We start from the raw sequence: 17,591 nt of genomic DNA on the forward strand, positions 1-17,591 counted from the left end.
AAACAGCTTCGTATCGAAGCTGTTTTTTATAACATATTTATGCTGAAAGTTTCTTAATTCCTTTATTATTTATGGTTATATTTTTATATTGAGAATGCAGGACAACTAAATCATATTGATCTTTTTCTTTTAGGCCATTAATTATAATAAAAGTTGCAGAAATACAAATTAAAAATAAACTTACAGTAATCAACCAAGCTACGAACATCTTATTTCCCCCTTTTGAATGAACTTAAGGTCATTTTAATTGATTGATAATCGCTTAAATGTGACATAAATCACAATAAAAGGGTATAGATGTTACAATTTTTTTAACTATTGGATTAAAAATAAATGCAATTGAATTTACTTCAAATAGGAAGTAAAACAGTTCACCCAGGGACAAGGGGCTGGTATTTTATTCAGTAACATTGATATTTGTAAAAGCATGATGCCCTGCAGTGTATTTAGGTCATTTATTGGAAAGTGTTCTGATGTTCCAATGGAAGCATGCCAAAAAATAATCCCTGTTATTCCTATTTACCAATCGTAACAAGTTCGCCATAACTTTGTTGCTATTATGTGAAAATATTCACAAATACCTATTTATCTATAAAAATTATCATATAATTACAGTGTAAAGATTAATAAAACAAAACACAAAACAAGGGGAGAACAGATCATGTTCAAATTTTTAAGAGAAAATAAGATAGCAGCCATTATTCTTACATTCGTACGTGTATACTTCGGATATGCCTGGCTTACAGCAGGCTATCATAAATTAACAGGAGGATTTGATGCAGCCGGCTTCCTGAAAGGAGCAGTGGCCAATCCAGTTGCTGGTCCAGACGGAATCGTATATGGATGGTATGTAGAGTTCTTAAAAAACATCGCAATCCCTAACGTGGATATTTTCAACATATTAGTTCCTTGGGGAGAGTTCTTGATCGGTCTTGGATTGATACTCGGATGCCTGACAACAGCAGCTGCATTCTTCGCCATGTTCATGAACTTCAGCTTCTTGCTTGCAGGAACAGTATCTCATAACCCAACCGACATCCTCATGGCAGGAATCATTCTGGTAGCTGGATACAATGCCGCACAATTCGGATTGGATCGTTATGTGCAGCCACTTCTGAAAAAAGTAACAAGGAAAGAGCAGAAAACAGAGGCCTAACACCCTCTGTTTTTTGTTTCCTACAGGGGGGAAGTGGGAGTAATTCTTAATATGAAAATTACAAATAACCGGTGTTCTAAATTTTTACTAATAGGGTGGGAGGTTAAACTAAGAAGTAGCATTCCAAATTTATAAAAGGAGTTTTTCTCACTCAAATCTTCGTGTAAGACAGTAGGGTACAAATTTATATACTCTCGGATATCATTCGCTAGGTTTCACGTTAAGGACTGCTTTGTGAGCTGAAACTTCTTCTTTTAAACTACTTTGAATCTTTAATTAACATCCTAAAATAAGTGCAATAGTTAAAAGAACACCTTTTCGGTTTAATACTGTTCTTTTTCAGTACTTAGGAAAGGTGTCTTTTGTATTTTTTATTTTATTGCGTTTTCGACATATTCTAAGTTTCCACTTGGCCATGTCCTATTTTGAATTGGTTTTAAAATATCAAGCACTTCTTTTAATAAATCCTGATCTATTGGTTCTTCCATCCAAGTAATATTTTTCCCGATATTTTCCACACTGGCTGTACTAACCAGAGTCGTAGTTATTTTTTCATTTTGGACTGAGAATTGGATGGCTAACTTGGATAGATCTGCTCCATTCTTTGAACAAAAATCGGCGGCCTGTTTACAGATCATCCGGATTTCGTGATCAGCAGGATGCCAAGCTACAAGTGGTCTTGAACTCAATAATCCCATCGACAAAGGAGAGGCATTTATTAATCCTGTTTTTTTCTTTTCTAATAAAGGTATGATCGATAGAAGGGACGTATCATTTAATGAATAATGGCAATACGATAAAATCACATCCAACTCGGTCTGATTCAGTACTCTTTCAAAAATGGGCAATGGAAGTCCTGACACTCCAAAGAAACGGATTTTCCCTTCCTTTTTCAGTTCCTGTAGTGCTGGTATTCCTTCTTCCATGATTTGATCAATTGAACCGAACTCAATATCATGCAGCAAAAGGATATCTACATAATCGGTTTGCAATCTATTAAGACTCTCATCAACACTTTTCAATATACGCTGCTTCGAGAAATCGAATTCTTGTTCTCCGTAACGGCCTGCTTTTGTCGACAAAATAAACTTTTCTCTTGGGATTTCTGCTAAAGCTTTACCCAATATAGTCTCCGCCTTTGTTAATCCATAATAAGGAGATACGTCAATTAAATTAATTCCATGCTCAATCGCTGTATGGACAGTTTTAATTCCTTCTGTTTCATTAATATCTCTGAATACGGAGCCTAAAGAAGAAGCTCCAAAACTAAGAATGGAAACGTCCAAACCCGTATTTCCTAATCTTCTGTATTTCACTGCTATTCCTCCATTTAAGCTGTATTTGCGAAACAATAACGGATCATTCGGGGATTTTTGCTGCAAATTATACTATTTCAACTTGTAAAACTCCAATGCATTTTCACCAAAAATCTTTGCTTCTTCCTCTTTTGTTATTCCTCCAGGAAGGACTTCCCATAGAAGTTCAAAGACTTCATTATAACTCGCAGCCAGAAGACAAACAGGCCAATCGCTTCCAAACATGATACGGTTCTTTCCAAACACCTGGACAATATGATGAACATAAGCCACAAAATCTTCTTTCTCCCAGATCATATGGTCAGCCTCCGTAACCATCCCGGATAATTTACAATAAATATTGGGGTGTCGTGCAATCTGTTCCATTTGTGTTTTCCAGGGCTCCAGGTTTCCCTGTTTAATTTCTGGCTTCGCAATATGATCAATCACTCCACGGATTGGAACCTTTTTCAATAATTCCAATACTGCTGGCAGCTGATTTGATCGGACCAGAAGATCAACAGGGAGATCCAATTCTGCAAAATAGGAAAAGGCATTTAAGTAACTAGGCTCCAAAATCTTATTTTCATCAGTCATATCTTGAATCATTACACGAATACCGACCAATTTGGGATTTTCCCTAAACCTGCGAAGGTGTTCTTTATAAGAAGGATTTTCAGGATCAATCCAGCCAACGACACCAGCAATGGTCTCGGACTCATTGCTAAGAGAGAGGATAAATTCTGTTTCTTCTATGGTTGGAGCCGCCTGAACGACAATGGTTTTTTCAATTTTATTTTTTTTTAAGTGAGGTTTTAAATCTTTTTCAAGAAAATCACGATACAGTTTAGGGATCTCAGGCGTAATCCAGCCATAATCATTACGATCTATTTTCCAATAATGATGGTGTGCATCAACTCTCATAATAATTCATCCTTTCCATACCAGTTTTTTTTATATAATTATTCTCAAGGTTTTATATGACCAAAAAGGACTAATTTGTGTTTACAGTTCCACCACTGCTTTAATTACTCCTGCATCAGGTGATAGCCATTCTTCGAAAGTATTAATCATTTGCTTAAACTCCGAACGATGAGTAATATATTCATCAACTTTGATTTTCCTGCTCCGAATGGATCTAATAACAAAATCGAAGTCTTCCTTAGTAGCATTTCGGCTGGCCATTAATGTAAGTTCCTTTGAATGAAAATCTGGATCTGAAAAGACTATTTCCGATTTTACTAAACCTACAAAAATCAATTTTCCTCCATTTGCTGGATATCGGAATGAATCTGTCATCGATCTGGCATTTCCTGTGGCATCAAACACAAGTTCAGGCATATCTCCACCGGTAATTTTCTGTATAGCTTCCATAGGAGATTCCAATGCATTAATTGTGTAGTCTACATCTGCCCATCGACGGCAGAATTCTAATCGGTCATTATTAATATCCATAGCAATGACCCTTGCCTCCGCCTGCTTGGCAAACGACATGACCCCCAATCCGATTGGACCTGCTCCAATCACAAGTACAAATTCTCCAGCCTGTATTTCTCCTCGTCTTACTGCATGGGCGCCGATACTCAATGGTTCAATTACTGCTGTCTCGTCCAGTGACAGCCCTTCCGTTTTAATCAAATGATGGTAAGGAACAGAAATTTTTTCCTGCATTCCGCCATCGATATGTACTCCCATAACGTTCATTTGTGTACAGCAGTTTGTTTTTCCTTTGCGGCAAGCAATACATTGACCACATTCCATGTATGGAATAATGGAAACTTGATCACCTGTCTTTAATCCGAAGGAGTTGTCGCCAATCCATTCTATAACCCCTGCAAGTTCATGACCTAGCACCCTTGGGTACTGGAAAAATGGCTGATTTCCTTTAAATGCATGTAAATCGGTGCCACAAATGCCAATTCGTTTAATCGCAACGATGGCTTCTCCCTCTTTTGGCATAAGGGCTTCTGTCTTAGCAAATTTAAAAACGTGGGGTTGTTCACAAACAATGGATATCATTCTTAATTACTCCTATTCTTAGTAAATTTTAACCACAATGCTATTTTTGAAGTCTAAAATACCATGCAAACAAAGAAGGAATATTCGATGTTATATAATAGTTATCGGTAACACAAGTTTATAACAGATATCTTAATAACGTCAATAAGGAGCTTTCATTCAATAGGCCTTTCGAGCATATAGGTTTTTTTGAAGGAAAAGGGAGGAGATAACTGGAGTCTAGACCAGGTTATCCGCATTAACAAATTTGCCAACGCATAAAAACATTCAGTAATAAAAGAAACATTCAACTCTATATATTCTTTCAGTCATAGATTTAGCACTATTATAGCTACTGGATAGTAAATTAAATCTAATAGAGTAGCAAAAGTAACAGAATAATTTTTCATTTTATCTTGAATTTTACAAATATATAGAATATTATAATATTGAAAATGATATCGGTAACATACTATAATCATAAATTTAATTGTTAGCGGTAACAACTCATCTTAAACAAAATGATAAGGATGTGATTCGGAGTTTATAGAGTAAGATATTTTTGAAAGCGTTTTATTCATCGCTATTTTTACAATCCATTAATCTTAAATTCAAAAGAAAATAGTAAGGAGGTATTTAAACTGAAAACGATAACAGTAAAACAACAAGCACTACCGATATCCCCAAAAAGAAAAGCTGGTACTAGCAAGGCTATGAAAAGTCTGCGAAAACACTGGCAGTTTTATTTACTGATTATTCCTGCCGTCCTCTATTTTATTATCTTTAAATATATTCCAATGCTGGGTTCCATCATAGCTTTTAAGGATTACAATGTGGTTCAAGGAATCTGGGGAAGTCCATGGGTGGGGCTTAAGTACTTTAAACTCTTTTTTGATAACCCGGCAGCATGGGATCTTATCAAGAATACGTTGTTTATAAGCTTTTATGGTATCGTGGCGTGCTTTCCGTTACCTATCATTTTGGCGCTAGCCCTTAATGAAATTCGCCAGGGGCGGTTCAAAAAATTTGTACAAATTGTTACCTATGCACCATATTTCATTTCTACTGTTGTACTAGTTTCGATGATCATTGTTTTGACATCACCACGGCTTGGAATTTTCAATCACATGTTAGAGGCAATCGGTCTTCCTTCGATCAATTTCATGGGGGACCCTGGATTATTCAGTTCCATCTATGTCTGGTCGGATGTATGGCAATTTACTGGGTATTCAGCCGTTATTTATTTAGCTGCTCTTTCGGGTATTGATACCTCTTTATACGAAGCAGCAAAAATAGATGGAGCCTCGAGACTGCAAAAAATTATTCATATCGATTTGCCAGGGATCATGCCGGCTATTACGATCATTTTAATTTTAACGGTCGGAAACATTATGGGAGTCGGTTTTGAAAAAATATTTCTAATGCAAAATCCACTTAATTTAGAAACATCGGAGGTACTGTCAACCTATGTCTACAAAATGGGTCTTCTTAATGCAAACTACAGTTTTGCAGGAGCGATTGGACTTTTTAACTCTGTTGTAAACTTAATACTTCTCGTAATGGCAAATATATTTGCAAAACGAATTTCAGGAAATAGCTTGTGGTAATAATTTTACAAGAATAGGAGGGTGAGTTTTTTGGCAAAACCAATGTCAATAAAAGAGTCTTTCGGCGACAAAGTGTTCCTTGCCATGGTTTATACTTTTTTAATCTCTGTGGTAATAGTTGTTCTGTATCCATTGATCTATATTGTTAGTTCGTCACTAAGCAGTCCGCTGGCTGTTTCGTCTGGTAAAGTTTGGCTATGGCCGGTTGATTTTTCATTAGCAGGGTATAAAGCGATCTTTAACAATTCAGAGGTTTTAGTAGGCTATGCTAACTCATTATTCTATACTTTTTTTGGCACGATCATTAGTGTCACTTTGACAGTGATGTTTGCCTATCCGCTATCTCGTAAATCTTTCTATGGACGTAATTTTTTGATGATTTTTATCTTGTTCACCATGTTGTTTTCAGGAGGATTGATACCGGAATATCTTGTGGTTAAACACCTGCATATGCTGGATACTCGGTGGGCTTTAATCATTCCTAAGGCGATAGCGGTTTGGCAAGTCATTATTGCTGTAACGTTTTTTAGGACAAGTATCCCTGATGAAATTGTGGAAGCAAGCGAAATGGATGGTTGCAGCGATCTAAGATTTTTATGGTCTGTTGTCCTGCCATTATCAAAACCAATAATTGCTGTTTTAGTTTTAATGTATGCGATTTTTCAATGGAACTCTTATTTTGATGCCATGATTTATTTGAAATCGGAAGCATTATACCCACTTCAAGTAGTCTTGCGGAATATCCTGATTTTAAATACAACTTCATCTGCAACAATGGATGCGCAAAAATTGATGGAGATGAACCAGGTCGCTGATTTAATGAAATATTCGTTAATTGTGGTAGCCAGTCTTCCAGTTCTTATTATTTATCCATTTGTGCAGCGTCACTTTATGAAGGGTGTCTTAATTGGCTCAGTAAAGGGCTAAATTTTAAACATAGGGGAGAGATAGCTATGAAAAAAGCAAGTATTTCGGCATTGCTTCTATTACTAGTACTTGCAGCATTTTTATCAGGATGTTCTGGCAAAACTGAAAAATCATCATCAACAAAAGATGGAGTGACGGAATTATCGATTTTTGCGCCTCAAGGGGTAGGTAACACGAATTTGAGCACAAACTTTTTCACAAAGGAAGTAGAAAAAAAATTCAATGTTAATATTAAATGGCAGACAACAACCTATGATGCTACATCAGCGAGTCAAAAGCGCCAAATCTCATTAGCAAGCGGTGATTATCCCGATGCTTATATGCTGGTTCCCTGGGTGGATCATTTCTCCACAAATGATTTGATAAAATACGGAAAACAGGGTGTTCTGATCCCATTAAATGACTTGATAAAGGAACATGCGCCAAACATTCAGAAAGTGCTTGATACCAATGAACAATTTAAGACAATGACGGTTTCCCCTGATGGAAATATCTATGGGATCTCTCACTTGAATGAGTGTTACCATTGTACCTGGCCATTTAAAATGTGGATCAATAATGACTGGCTTAAAAAGTTAAATTTGCCAATGCCAAAAACGACAGAAGATTTTAAAAATGTACTTGCTGCTTTTAAAAACCAGGATCCGAACGGTAACGGTAAAAAAGATGAAGTCCCTCTAAGTGGGGCGATAAGTATCCCAGATACTAATGTTATCCCATTCCTAATGAACGGCTTTATTTATGATGATGGCAAAAAAAGATTACTATTAAATAATGGAAAGGTTGAATTCGCGGCTGACAAGCCAGAATGGAAGCAGGGATTAGAATACATCCATTCTTTATACAAGGAAGGCTTACTGGACCCGGGAGCGTTCACCCAGAATAATGATGCCTACCAAAATCTTGGTGATAATGCCGAAGCACAAATTCTTGGTGCCGCCACAGCCACACACCCAGGTGAATTTGTTTCTGATCAGAAACGTTTGTATTCAGATAACTATGTAGCAGTCCCACCACTGCAAGGTCCAAATGCAGCTTATGCCACTTATAACTACCCAGTTACTCCAGGAGCGGACTTTGTACTCACCAACAAAGCGTCAAAAGAAGATCAAATCGCCGCCATTAAAATCATTGACTATCTATTTACACCGGATGGAAATATAAGGGGACAATTCGGTAAAGAGAATGTGGACTGGAGAAAGCCAAAAGATGGCGATGTCGCGATTGAAAAAAGCGCCGAGCCGCTATTCGCTTCGATTCCTCTAAAAGATGGTGAAAAAACCCGCAATAATGGATGGGGTCCAATCGCAGAATTCGGATCTTCCAGTTCATTTAGAAACGGACAAGTCCAATCAACGGAAGTATATACACCGGAAGGGTTTGAACGCCGACTTCAAGATGCAACTCATTTGTATGAAGGGAAGCAGCCTGAGGAGGTATTCCCGGCATGGTCTGTTTGGATGGATCCATCTGATGCTGATGAGGTTGCCATGCTAGAAACCAATATTCAAAATTACGTCAATCAAAGCGTTTTGAAATTTGCTACAGGGGAAATGAGCTTGGAGAAAGACTGGGAAACCTATATCAAAGGCTTTGAACAATTAAACCTTAAACGATATTTAACATTAATGCAACAAGCATATGATAAATCTGCTAAGTAGAACTTGAAGTATTGTTCATGTTTTGGAAACAAAAGGAAAATACCTCGGTCCAATTCAGGACTGAGGTATTTTATTCAATTAATTATATGGCGAAATAGAAGATTGCCAAGGGTTATATCCCAATATAACGAGTTCCATGGGAATATAGATATCGGTTATTAACGGCAAAATAACTGTAGCTGCCTGCCTGGATTTTCATCAGAAAACAGGTAATCTTTTAATTTTAATAAACTGGAAGAGCGAGACTGTTTACTGGACAGCCATATATGAAGGTCCATAATGACGAACAGGCAACAGTAAATGCCACTATACCAAATTGATCATTCATGGAAGATGCTGTTGGTTGGCCTGCAGCTGATAATCGTTTCACCTAAAGGAAAAACATGTTGGTGTATACCTATCAAGAGAGAGGGCTCAAAAATACCAATTGATCTAGAATAATAGTTTAATTTCTAGCTTTTCTGAAAAATAACCAATAAAAAGGAAATGAAAGAAACTATCTCTTCCATTTCCTTTTTAATTAATAAACTACCTTTGTTAAACAGCTAGGTTTTCTACCTAATCACGTTGATTGAGAGAAGAGGCTCTTAAATGTATTTCAGAAGGCAGGACAATTTTTCTGGCTTTCTCAGGTGCTGCTCCTTCAATTCGTTCGATTAATAACTGTATGCCAATATAACCAAAATTGTATGCCTGTTGTTCTGCAACGGTTAATATTGATTCATTTTCCGTATAATTTGGTACATCGTAGGACACCACAGCAATTTCCTCAGGAACTTTAATGTTGTGTCTATAAAGAATTTTCATCGTATTCATACCAATAAAGTTATTGGTTGCAAAAATAGCTGTTGGGCGTTCTGACTCTGGTAAATTCAGAAGCTCTTGAATTGAATTTGTTACATCGCTGTCCCGGAAGTGGCTTTCCTTAATTAAATCGTTGTTAACTGATATTCCGTGAATTTTTAATGTATCAATATAGGATTGTTGCCTTTCACGGGCAGTCGACACAACTAAAGGACCATTTATAATCGCAATTTTTCGATGCCCTTGCTTAATTAAATGCTCGATTAATCTGCGGGTGGTGGCCTCATTGTCGCTTAGAACTTGATCGCAGTCTATATCTGGAATGCGGCGGTCAATTAACACAAAAGGTATTCCATGTTTGGTGAGTTTCTTCATATTTTTTTTAGAGTTATCATTTGCCGGAGCAATCAATACACCATCCGACCCGGTTGAAATAAGCATATCCATGTACTTGGATTCTTTTTCAAAATTCTCATCACTATTACATAGAAGAAGCTGATAGCCCATTTGCATGGCTTTATCTTCCGCACCTCGTGCAACGCTTGTAAAAAAGGGGTTGCCAATATCGGTAATCATAAGCGATAAAATTTTTGTTTTTTTGGTTATTAGATTCCTGGCAGAATTATTAGGGATATAATTCAATTCTTTAATAACCGCTTCAACTTTTTTTCGTGTTATTTCACTGATCTTTTCTGATTTATTGATGACCCTTGAAACAGTCATTGCTGAAACATTTGCTTTCTTAGCAATATCATAAATGGTAACCATATTTCCTCCTATCCCCGAGAAATGATCCTAACTAAATTTTAGGTGATTCCAATAAATATATCAAGAAGGAATTGTTACCGATAACAGAACGAATCCTAGAATGTTTCCATCTGCCCGTTATGTCAAAGGATAGGGGATTTCCCTTTATTGAATAACTAAAACCTCTAATATATTTATTTCTAAAAGAAATTGACATAAGAGTGTCATTGTATTATATTTTTGTTATCGATACCATATTTGAATATTATGATTATTTAGTCATTTTTTACAGTCACTGAGAGAATAAAAACAGGGAATTAGTAACATTCGATGCTGTTTCTGTTTTACGTAGAAAAGACTAGATTATGTAACGATGTTAACTTCTTATTCATGATGCAGAAAAACGGATTCTGAAACTTATCAGAAAGCTTCGTATAATTTTACTAGGTACATGTTGTAATAAAAATATAAGGAATATGACTAAAGGAGGGGCTATGATGTCCGATAGCATGATCTGGTTCGATAAAGCGGCAAAAGAATGGAATGAGGCCTTACCCATCGGTAACGGTCGTCTTGGTGCAATGATTTATGGAAAAACGGCTTTTGAACAAATCCAATTGAATGAAGAATCAGTTTGGTACGGCGGTCCAAGAGACCGGAATAACCCGAATGCGCTGGAAAATATGGCCAAGATAAGGGAGTTGCTGCAAAACGGCAGACCAGCAGAAGCAGAAAAATTGGCAAGTATGGCCCTTTCGGGTATTCCCGAGACACAAAGGCACTATATGGGGTTGGGGGATCTTTTTTTAGACTTTAATCACAAAAATGTAAGCGAATACAAACGTGTACTTGATTTAGAATCGGGAATGGTTTCAGTTGAATACAATTGCCAAGGAGTAAAATACCTTAGAGAAATATTTTCCAGCTATCCCTCCGACATCATGATCATTCGTCTCACAGCCAGTCAGTCAGGCTCTATCACTTTTTCAGCCAGATTAACGAGGGATGGAAGCCGGCTCATGGAAGAGGTTAGGGCAATCAGTGGGAATAGCTTGGTTATGAGAGGCAATTGCGGCGGCAGAGATGGATCTGAGTTTCGAGTTGTTCTTTCTGTGAACGCCAAGGGCGGATGTGTGAATACCATTGGTGAACATTTACTGGTCAATCATGCGGATGAAGTCACGTTGTTTTTGGCAGCTGATACTAGTTTTCATCATAGTGAACCGGAATCAGCTTGTTTTCGTGCCATTGAGCAATCAGTACATATGGAATACGACCTTTTAAAAAGGATTCATCTAAAGGATTATAAGGAACTTTATAACAGAGTAAGTTTAAACCTATTTAATCCTTCTGATAATCAAAACCACCGGTTGCCAACTGATCAAAGATTAAATCTTGTCAAACAAGGATATGAGGATAATGGCCTTCTGGCACTCTATTTTCAGTTTGGCAGGTATTTGCTTATTTCAAGCAGCCGTCCGGGATCTTTGCCTGCCAATTTGCAGGGGATTTGGAATAATAGCATGCGGCCGCCTTGGGACAGTAAATTTACGATAAATATTAATACTCAGATGAATTATTGGCCAGCAGAAACTTGTAATTTGTCTGAATGCCATGAACCATTATTCGACTTGATTGAAAGAATGAGAGAGCCTGGGCGCGAGACAGCAAAGATCATGTACGGCTGCAGAGGGTTTGTTGCACACCACAACACGGATATCTGGGCAGATACAGCTCCACAGGATATCTATCCACCCGCCACTTATTGGCCTATGGGAGCAGCTTGGCTCTGCCTGCATTTATGGGAACACTTTCAATTCACAGGCGATAAAATATTCTTAAAAAATAACTATGAAACTATTAAAGAATCGGTACAATTTTTCCTGGATTTTTTAATAGAAACAAAAGAAGGGCATCTTGTCACCTGTCCATCTTCTTCTCCGGAAAATACTTATATTTTACCGAATGGTGAATCAGGAACATTGTGCTTCGGACCTTCAATGGACAATCAGATTTTGGATGCGCTCTTTAGTTGTTGCATTGAAGCGAGTAAGATTCTTTCAATAGACGAGGAGTTTAGGGGACAATTAATGGAAGTTTTAGAGCGCATCCCTCAGCCAAAGATTGGAAAATACGGACAAATACAAGAGTGGCTGGAAGACTACGAGGAGAAGGAGCCAGGGCATCGGCATATATCCCATCTATTCGCATTGCACCCAGGGAACCAAATCACCGTTCAAAAAACGCCAGAACTGGCTTCTGCTGCAAGGCGAACAATCGAAAGGCGCCTTGAACATGGGGGAGGTCACACAGGCTGGAGCCGTGCCTGGCTGATTAATTTATGGGCAAGATTAGAGGATGGAGAAAAGGCCTATTCCGATCTTTTAGCTCTACTGAGACAATCGACTCTGCCCAATTTATTCGATGATCATCCCCCCTTTCAAATAGATGGAAATTTTGGCGGTACGGCGGCCATTGCAGAAATGCTCGTACAAAGTCATGATGAGGCCATTCATTTGCTCCCGGCGCTGCCTAAAGCATGGAAGGAGGGGCATGTTCTTGGATTACGGGCGAGAGGCGGATTCGAGGTTGACGTGGAGTGGAAGGATTATCACATTGTAAAAGTAACAATTAAATCCTTGAACGGAGAGCCGTGTCAGTTAAAGTCAAATCAGCCTCTTACACTTACAGGAGAAGCTAATAGCCCTATACAAAATTCAAATTTGAATAAAGGAATCATCCGTTTTGATACAGAAAAAGGCCAAGTGTATACATTCATTGGCCAACCTATTTTGAATTTGTGAAACAGTGATTCAAGACAATTACAATAGAAAAAGAATTGAGAGTAATGTTAATTGCTAAAAGGAATCCCAACAATCATTGTAGCAATTTGAACTGCCAATTATATATTTAAGAAGTTATTGAAAGTCATTCATGTTTAAAGAGTTAAGGAGATGTTTAAATGGACCACAAAAAAGTAGTTGTGATCACAGGAGCAACTAGAGGAATAGGCCGTAATATGGCTTTGTTTTTTGCTGAAAGAGGATATACCGTGATTGGAACGGGCAGGGATTCAGAAAAGTTAAAAGAAGTAAAAATGGAGCTTGAAAACATTTCTGCCGGACACTCCATGTTATTAATGGATGTAACTAATCCAGCTGAAATAAAGCAGACAGTCAGAACAGTAATGCAGGATTATAGCCGGATAGATGTCTGGATCAATAATGCAGGTGCATTTAAAGCAATTGGGCCTACTTGGGAAGTCAAAGAGGAAGATTGGGTCAATGATGTAACAACGAACTTATTCGGGACCTACTATTGCGTACAAGCGGTAGTGCCAGCTATGCTTGAACAAGGATTTGGGCGAATGATTAATCTTGTGGGTGGAGGAACGGTTGGCGCCTTTAAATATGGAAACGGTTACGGAACATCGAAAACAAGTATAGCGCGGTTTACCGAAAACCTTTGCGAAGAATTAGAGGATACATCTATTAAAGTCTTTGCATTGGATCCAGGCTTGAATGATACCGACATGACCCGTTACCAAAGAGACACACAAGATGGAAAGCGTTATTTAAGTGGGATAGAGGATTTATTTAAACAAAATATCGATGTTCCGCCCCATCAAGCTCCACAGCATGCCTACTTCATGGCAGAAGGGAAGCTGGATGACTATGCAGGACGAGTGGTAACTGTGTATGACGATTTAGAAATGCTGCAAAACAAAGCAGAAAATACAAGTGACCATGAATTTTTTAAACTCCGATTAAAGAACTAATTTTAAACAATATAGTAGTGATCTTTTGATGACAGATATGCCTCACAGCGAGGAAAATAATGAAGCTGCCTATGTAATTTGGTATTTTGCTGAAAAGACACAACTATCATAGTACCAGGACTAAGTGATCCAAATTGGTTATTATTCCAGTCATTTGAGTACCCCAAAAACTATACAAGGTTTAACGCCATTTATTTACGAATAGGTGACTTTCAAAACGAGACAGACAAACAATTGGCTACTTTCCTGGTTTGCTTCCAGGGAGTCGGATTGGCAGGTGTAATTTATATTTGATAGATTTAGGATTATTTGAATGGATTGTTTCTATTATCGTCGGAATTCTTATCGGCGTTTCTAAAACCGCAATAGCCACTCTGGGAATCTTTAATGTAGCACTTCTGGCTCAGGTGTTTTCTGTAAAAGAATCCGTTGGAATTATGCTGCCAATGTTAATTGCAGGAGATGTTTTTGCCGTTATCTATTTTCGCCGCAGTGTGGTTTGGGCACATTTATTTTCATTATTGCCTTGGGTTCTTGCGGGATTATTTGCTGGTTTTTTTGTTTTGTGGAAGGTTAATAGTGAACAACTTACACTTTTACTAGGTGTATTGATTTTAGTTTTAATTATTCTCCAGACGGCAAAAGATTATATTAACTCAAAAATTGATCAGCATCTATTAAACTCAAATTCAAATTGGTTTACCTATTCCATGGGGATATTAGCTGGATTTGCAACCATGATCGGAAATGTTTCAGGGGTAATCATGTCCATTTATCTAATGGCAAAAGGCCTTCCGAAAAAAGAGTTTATTGGTACGGGGGCATGGTTTTATTTATTTGTGAACATTATCAAGATTCCTTTTTACATGGGCTTAGGAATTATAACTGCGGAATCATTTACTTTTAATCTCACGATGATCCCGTTTATTTTGATTGGGGCATATGCAGGAATCTTAGTCTTAAAGTATATTCCGCAAAAAATGTTTCATCGGATCATCTTAGTTCTAGGTACAATAGGAGCCATAAAATTAATTTTTCCAAATCTATTTCTCTTTTAAGATTTTCTAGGACAAATTCTGTTGTTTATTATTGCTGCTGCTCCTTAAGAAAAAAGGGGTGCAGGGGAACCACGTGACTGATGGGGCATGAAATTAAGTATTAATTTTAACCTGCTTATTGATTTACATATTTCCTGGGTTATAAAGAGCCTCATTCAGTGAAAACCTGGTGTTTGGGAAATGAAAATGGATGGCCCTTGGCAAATCGATCATAAACGACTGAAGAATATGGAAAGAGTCCTTTGAAACCGACCAAAGTCAAGAAGGGGGTTGATACAAGCAATGAACTTGTTGCATGTGGAAACTCCAGTCGAGGCATGTTGGACTTTACTGAACGGCCGCCATGGCTAACTTTGTTTATTCATCTAACAAACAAACTGTATTTATATAACTATTGGATTTCTCCTTTTTGTTCTCCAAACGAAAAACCAGAGGATTACTTTTATTGGGATTACGCCCCCAAAAAGCTATTCATTAGGCATCTTTTTAGTGGTCCTTCAAACGGTGGTCAAGGACCAGGTAGAGGTTTATTTTTGGAGACATGGGCTGTTCGCATTTTTACCAAATTATGTGTGTTCCTCTTACTCTATGTCAAATAAAGGGGGTGGTTAAATTGATTGTCCTTAAATAGTCGAATGTCGTGTTGCCAAAGCTTTTCAAAAAGAAGGGAGTTGCATGTAGTTTGTTTAAAAAAGGATTCGTTGTAAGTTTTTTGGTGTGCTTTATCCTGTTATTAAACATACCTTCAGTCTTTGCAGCAGATGAAACGACCGATACCATTTTACCGTTTATTCTCCAAAATAAAAACTTTGCGTTTCACGAGCGTACTGATGCCGTCATTATTGATGCGGGCAAAGAGGTAAATGGCTCTTCGCTGTCTATCTCCGACTTCGATGTACACGTGACTCAAACCAGAAAAGTAGATCCGGATTATGTGGCATATGACGGTCCCCGCGAAGTTATTGATGTTTATACAAGCCAAGTGAAGGAAGCTGGTTCTCCTTCCGATACCGGACGATATATCGTTATTGATTTTCCTGATGTTGGGTGGGGTGACGGTGGATCCACAAGTGATGGCGGATATACATTCGATTCGCAGTACACGATTAATTATAAGGGTACCAAAATTGACTATGTGAATGGATCTTCAATTGTTCCAAAGGAATTTAAGCAGACTGATGTTGTCAGCCCTGTCCTTGACAAATTTAAGTACGCAAACCATAACGGGCTTGATTACAGTTATTTTTATAACGAGGATGCCGAAAAGCCTCTGCCTCTGGTCGTTTTCTTCCACGGGGGCGGACAGGGCAACGATATCTATACTCCTATCAGATTCAGTAACGGCGGCACCGTATGGGCCAACCCTGAAAATCAGGCCAAGTATCCAAGTCATGTTCTGGCTCCTCGGAATGCTACAACGCCTGCTGCCATGCAGAATGTCAAGGCAGTAATCGATAAAATGATAGCTGATGGAAAAGTTGACCCGAACCGGGTCTATATTACCGGGTTCTCCATGGGTGGCGGCTCCACATGGACATTCCTGAAGACTTTCCCTGACTTCGCCGCGGCGGCTGCTCCTCTTTGTCCCGCTGGAGGGCCTGACAGCGTGGAGAACGCAAAAGCGGTAGCCTATTTGCCTATTTGGACGTTTGTAGATGTAAAAGATTTTTTATATGAATCTGTTGTCAACAATGACAAAATTTACGGACCATATTTGAAAAACTCCATGTTGAGCATACTGCAGGAAAACAGACTGGATCATCCACCGTATAACGGACACGTTTTCGATGGCCATGCCGTATGGCTTCCAGTCTATAACGAATACGTCCACCCAGAGCGCGGCATGCTGATAGACTGGTTATTCTCACAAAGTAAAATTAAAGGTATATCAGAAGTAGAGGTTAAAACGGCGTCGGGGGTTGCTCCTGCTCTGCCTGAAACAGTGGCTGTAGATGTCAATCACAGCTCCACGGGAGTTATTACAGAAAAACGGCCGGTTGTCTGGAATGCGATTGACCCAAAGAGCTATGGAAATGACGGACCAGGAGTCTTTGAGGTAGAGGGCACGATAGAGGGTACTGTTGAAAAGGCAGTAGCCACTGTAACTGTTGAATACAGGAACCGGATTGCCGACCTTAAAGAAACAGTTGCTGGCCTGGAGATTGTGCATGGCAATAAGAAGGCTCTGATGGTAAAGCTGAATCAGGCAGAGAAATTGCTGGCGGATACAAGACATGATAAATCTGCACAAGCAGTCGAATCACTGAACGCTTTTGCCGTCCAGGTCAATAACTTTGTGAAACCGGGTAAACTGACTGAAGAGCAGGCGAAAGAAATGATTGAAGCAGCGAAAGAGACAATCAGGAATATTATGAATTAAAAAAACATCAAGGGCAGCTGTAATCTGGTACAATACTAAAGTTACTTTAGTGATGACAATAGGGATGAATGTAATTCTACTAAATAGAGGCTGGGACAAAACCCTGCTCTGATAATGAAAAAGCCGGTGAAATTTACGACGAGTAAATTTCACCGGCTTTGATTATTTTTACAATAAAAT

Annotated in this window: 13 protein-coding genes and 1 pseudogene; 9 read left to right on the plus strand and 5 right to left on the minus strand. The window is 38.3% G+C overall.

The annotated features are described in order from the left end of the window. Window positions 1-37 precede the first annotated feature (37 nt). Window positions 38-208, minus strand: a complete 171-nt coding sequence (locus tag EV146_RS27165) for a hypothetical protein (protein ID WP_158287146.1) — start codon at window positions 206-208, stop codon at window positions 38-40. A 453-nt stretch (window positions 209-661) separates the two neighbouring features. Here EV146_RS27165 and EV146_RS19395 point away from each other — a divergent pair, with 453 nt between their 5' ends. Then, window positions 662-1,156: a DoxX family protein gene (locus EV146_RS19395; protein ID WP_132009701.1), complete on the plus strand. Its 495-nt coding sequence runs from the start codon at window positions 662-664 to the stop codon at window positions 1,154-1,156. Window positions 1,157-1,527: 371 nt separating this feature from the next. Here EV146_RS19395 and EV146_RS19400 read toward each other — a convergent pair whose 3' ends face one another. The 3 genes from EV146_RS19400 to EV146_RS19410 all read right to left on the minus strand — a co-directional run bounded on the left by EV146_RS19400 (window position 1,528) and on the right by EV146_RS19410 (window position 4,470). Further along, complete coding sequence (locus EV146_RS19400; RefSeq protein ID WP_132009703.1) at window positions 1,528-2,472, minus strand: aldo/keto reductase; 945 nt, start codon at window positions 2,470-2,472, stop codon at window positions 1,528-1,530. Between the two features lie 72 nt (window positions 2,473-2,544). Continuing rightward, window positions 2,545-3,375 (minus strand): amidohydrolase family protein, encoded by an 831-nt coding sequence (locus EV146_RS19405; RefSeq protein ID WP_181215937.1) that lies wholly within the window; start codon window positions 3,373-3,375, stop codon window positions 2,545-2,547. A gap of 81 nt (window positions 3,376-3,456) precedes the next feature. Further along, window positions 3,457-4,470 (minus strand): zinc-binding alcohol dehydrogenase family protein, encoded by a 1,014-nt coding sequence (locus EV146_RS19410; RefSeq protein ID WP_132009707.1) that lies wholly within the window; start codon window positions 4,468-4,470, stop codon window positions 3,457-3,459. Between the two features lie 692 nt (window positions 4,471-5,162). Between EV146_RS19410 and EV146_RS19415 the strand changes: the two genes are divergently transcribed. The 3 genes from EV146_RS19415 to EV146_RS19425 are packed head-to-tail and all read left to right on the plus strand — an operon-like array spanning window position 5,163 to window position 8,644. After that, window positions 5,163-6,056: an ABC transporter permease gene (locus tag EV146_RS19415; RefSeq protein WP_121613453.1), complete on the plus strand. Its 894-nt coding sequence runs from the start codon at window positions 5,163-5,165 to the stop codon at window positions 6,054-6,056. A 42-nt stretch (window positions 6,057-6,098) separates the two neighbouring features. Beyond that, window positions 6,099-6,983: a carbohydrate ABC transporter permease gene (locus EV146_RS19420; RefSeq protein WP_121614079.1), complete on the plus strand. Its 885-nt coding sequence runs from the start codon at window positions 6,099-6,101 to the stop codon at window positions 6,981-6,983. Window positions 6,984-7,009: 26 nt separating this feature from the next. Beyond that, entirely contained in the window at window positions 7,010-8,644 is a 1,635-nt protein-coding gene (locus EV146_RS19425) for an extracellular solute-binding protein (RefSeq protein ID WP_132009709.1), read from the plus strand. 558 nt (window positions 8,645-9,202) lie between these two features. Here EV146_RS19425 and EV146_RS19430 read toward each other — a convergent pair. After that, window positions 9,203-10,216 carry a LacI family DNA-binding transcriptional regulator gene (locus EV146_RS19430; protein WP_132009711.1) on the minus strand — a complete coding sequence of 338 codons (1,014 nt, stop codon included), beginning with the start codon at window positions 10,214-10,216 and terminating at the stop codon, window positions 9,203-9,205. Window positions 10,217-10,692: 476 nt separating this feature from the next. Here EV146_RS19430 and EV146_RS19435 point away from each other — a divergent pair, with 476 nt between their 5' ends. The 5 genes and pseudogenes from EV146_RS19435 to EV146_RS19450 all read left to right on the plus strand — a co-directional run bounded on the left by EV146_RS19435 (window position 10,693) and on the right by EV146_RS19450 (window position 17,411). After that, a complete protein-coding gene (locus EV146_RS19435) occupies window positions 10,693-12,999 on the plus strand; it encodes a glycoside hydrolase family 95 protein (RefSeq protein WP_132009772.1) in 2,307 nt (768 codons plus the stop codon). 158 nt (window positions 13,000-13,157) lie between these two features. Continuing rightward, complete coding sequence (locus EV146_RS19440; RefSeq protein ID WP_132009713.1) at window positions 13,158-13,973, plus strand: SDR family oxidoreductase; 816 nt, start codon at window positions 13,158-13,160, stop codon at window positions 13,971-13,973. Between the two features lie 290 nt (window positions 13,974-14,263). Further along, window positions 14,264-15,031 (plus strand): sulfite exporter TauE/SafE family protein, encoded by a 768-nt coding sequence (locus EV146_RS19445; protein WP_132009715.1) that lies wholly within the window; start codon window positions 14,264-14,266, stop codon window positions 15,029-15,031. 137 nt (window positions 15,032-15,168) lie between these two features. Beyond that, window positions 15,169-15,366: pseudogene (locus tag EV146_RS27940) on the plus strand (alpha-N-arabinofuranosidase); the annotation flags it as partial. Window positions 15,367-15,713: 347 nt separating this feature from the next. Further along, a complete protein-coding gene (locus EV146_RS19450) occupies window positions 15,714-17,411 on the plus strand; it encodes an Ig-like domain-containing protein (RefSeq protein ID WP_132009717.1) in 1,698 nt (565 codons plus the stop codon). Window positions 17,412-17,591: the final 180 nt, after the last annotated feature.

The sequence above is a fragment of the Mesobacillus foraminis genome (assembly GCF_004340465.1).
Taxonomy (GTDB): Bacteria; Bacillota; Bacilli; order Bacillales; family Cytobacillaceae; genus Mesobacillus_B; species Mesobacillus_B foraminis.

Bases quoted from the DNA above. Each gene is read 5' to 3' on its own strand.
- EV146_RS19415 (WP_121613453.1), top strand. From the start codon at position 5,163: ATGAAAAGTCTGCGAAAACACTGGCAGTTTTATTTACTGATTATTCCT.
- EV146_RS19430 (WP_132009711.1), bottom strand. From the start codon at position 10,216: ATGGTTACCATTTATGATATTGCTAAGAAAGCAAATGTTTCAGCAATG.
- EV146_RS27165 (WP_158287146.1), bottom strand. From the start codon at position 208: ATGTTCGTAGCTTGGTTGATTACTGTAAGTTTATTTTTAATTTGTATT.
- EV146_RS19435 (WP_132009772.1), top strand. From the start codon at position 10,693: ATGTCCGATAGCATGATCTGGTTCGATAAAGCGGCAAAAGAATGGAAT.
- EV146_RS19410 (WP_132009707.1), bottom strand. From the start codon at position 4,470: ATGATATCCATTGTTTGTGAACAACCCCACGTTTTTAAATTTGCTAAG.
- EV146_RS19440 (WP_132009713.1), top strand. From the start codon at position 13,158: ATGGACCACAAAAAAGTAGTTGTGATCACAGGAGCAACTAGAGGAATA.
- EV146_RS19420 (WP_121614079.1), top strand. From the start codon at position 6,099: ATGTCAATAAAAGAGTCTTTCGGCGACAAAGTGTTCCTTGCCATGGTT.
- EV146_RS19395 (WP_132009701.1), top strand. From the start codon at position 662: ATGTTCAAATTTTTAAGAGAAAATAAGATAGCAGCCATTATTCTTACA.
- EV146_RS19425 (WP_132009709.1), top strand. From the start codon at position 7,010: ATGAAAAAAGCAAGTATTTCGGCATTGCTTCTATTACTAGTACTTGCA.
- EV146_RS19405 (WP_181215937.1), bottom strand. From the start codon at position 3,375: ATGAGAGTTGATGCACACCATCATTATTGGAAAATAGATCGTAATGAT.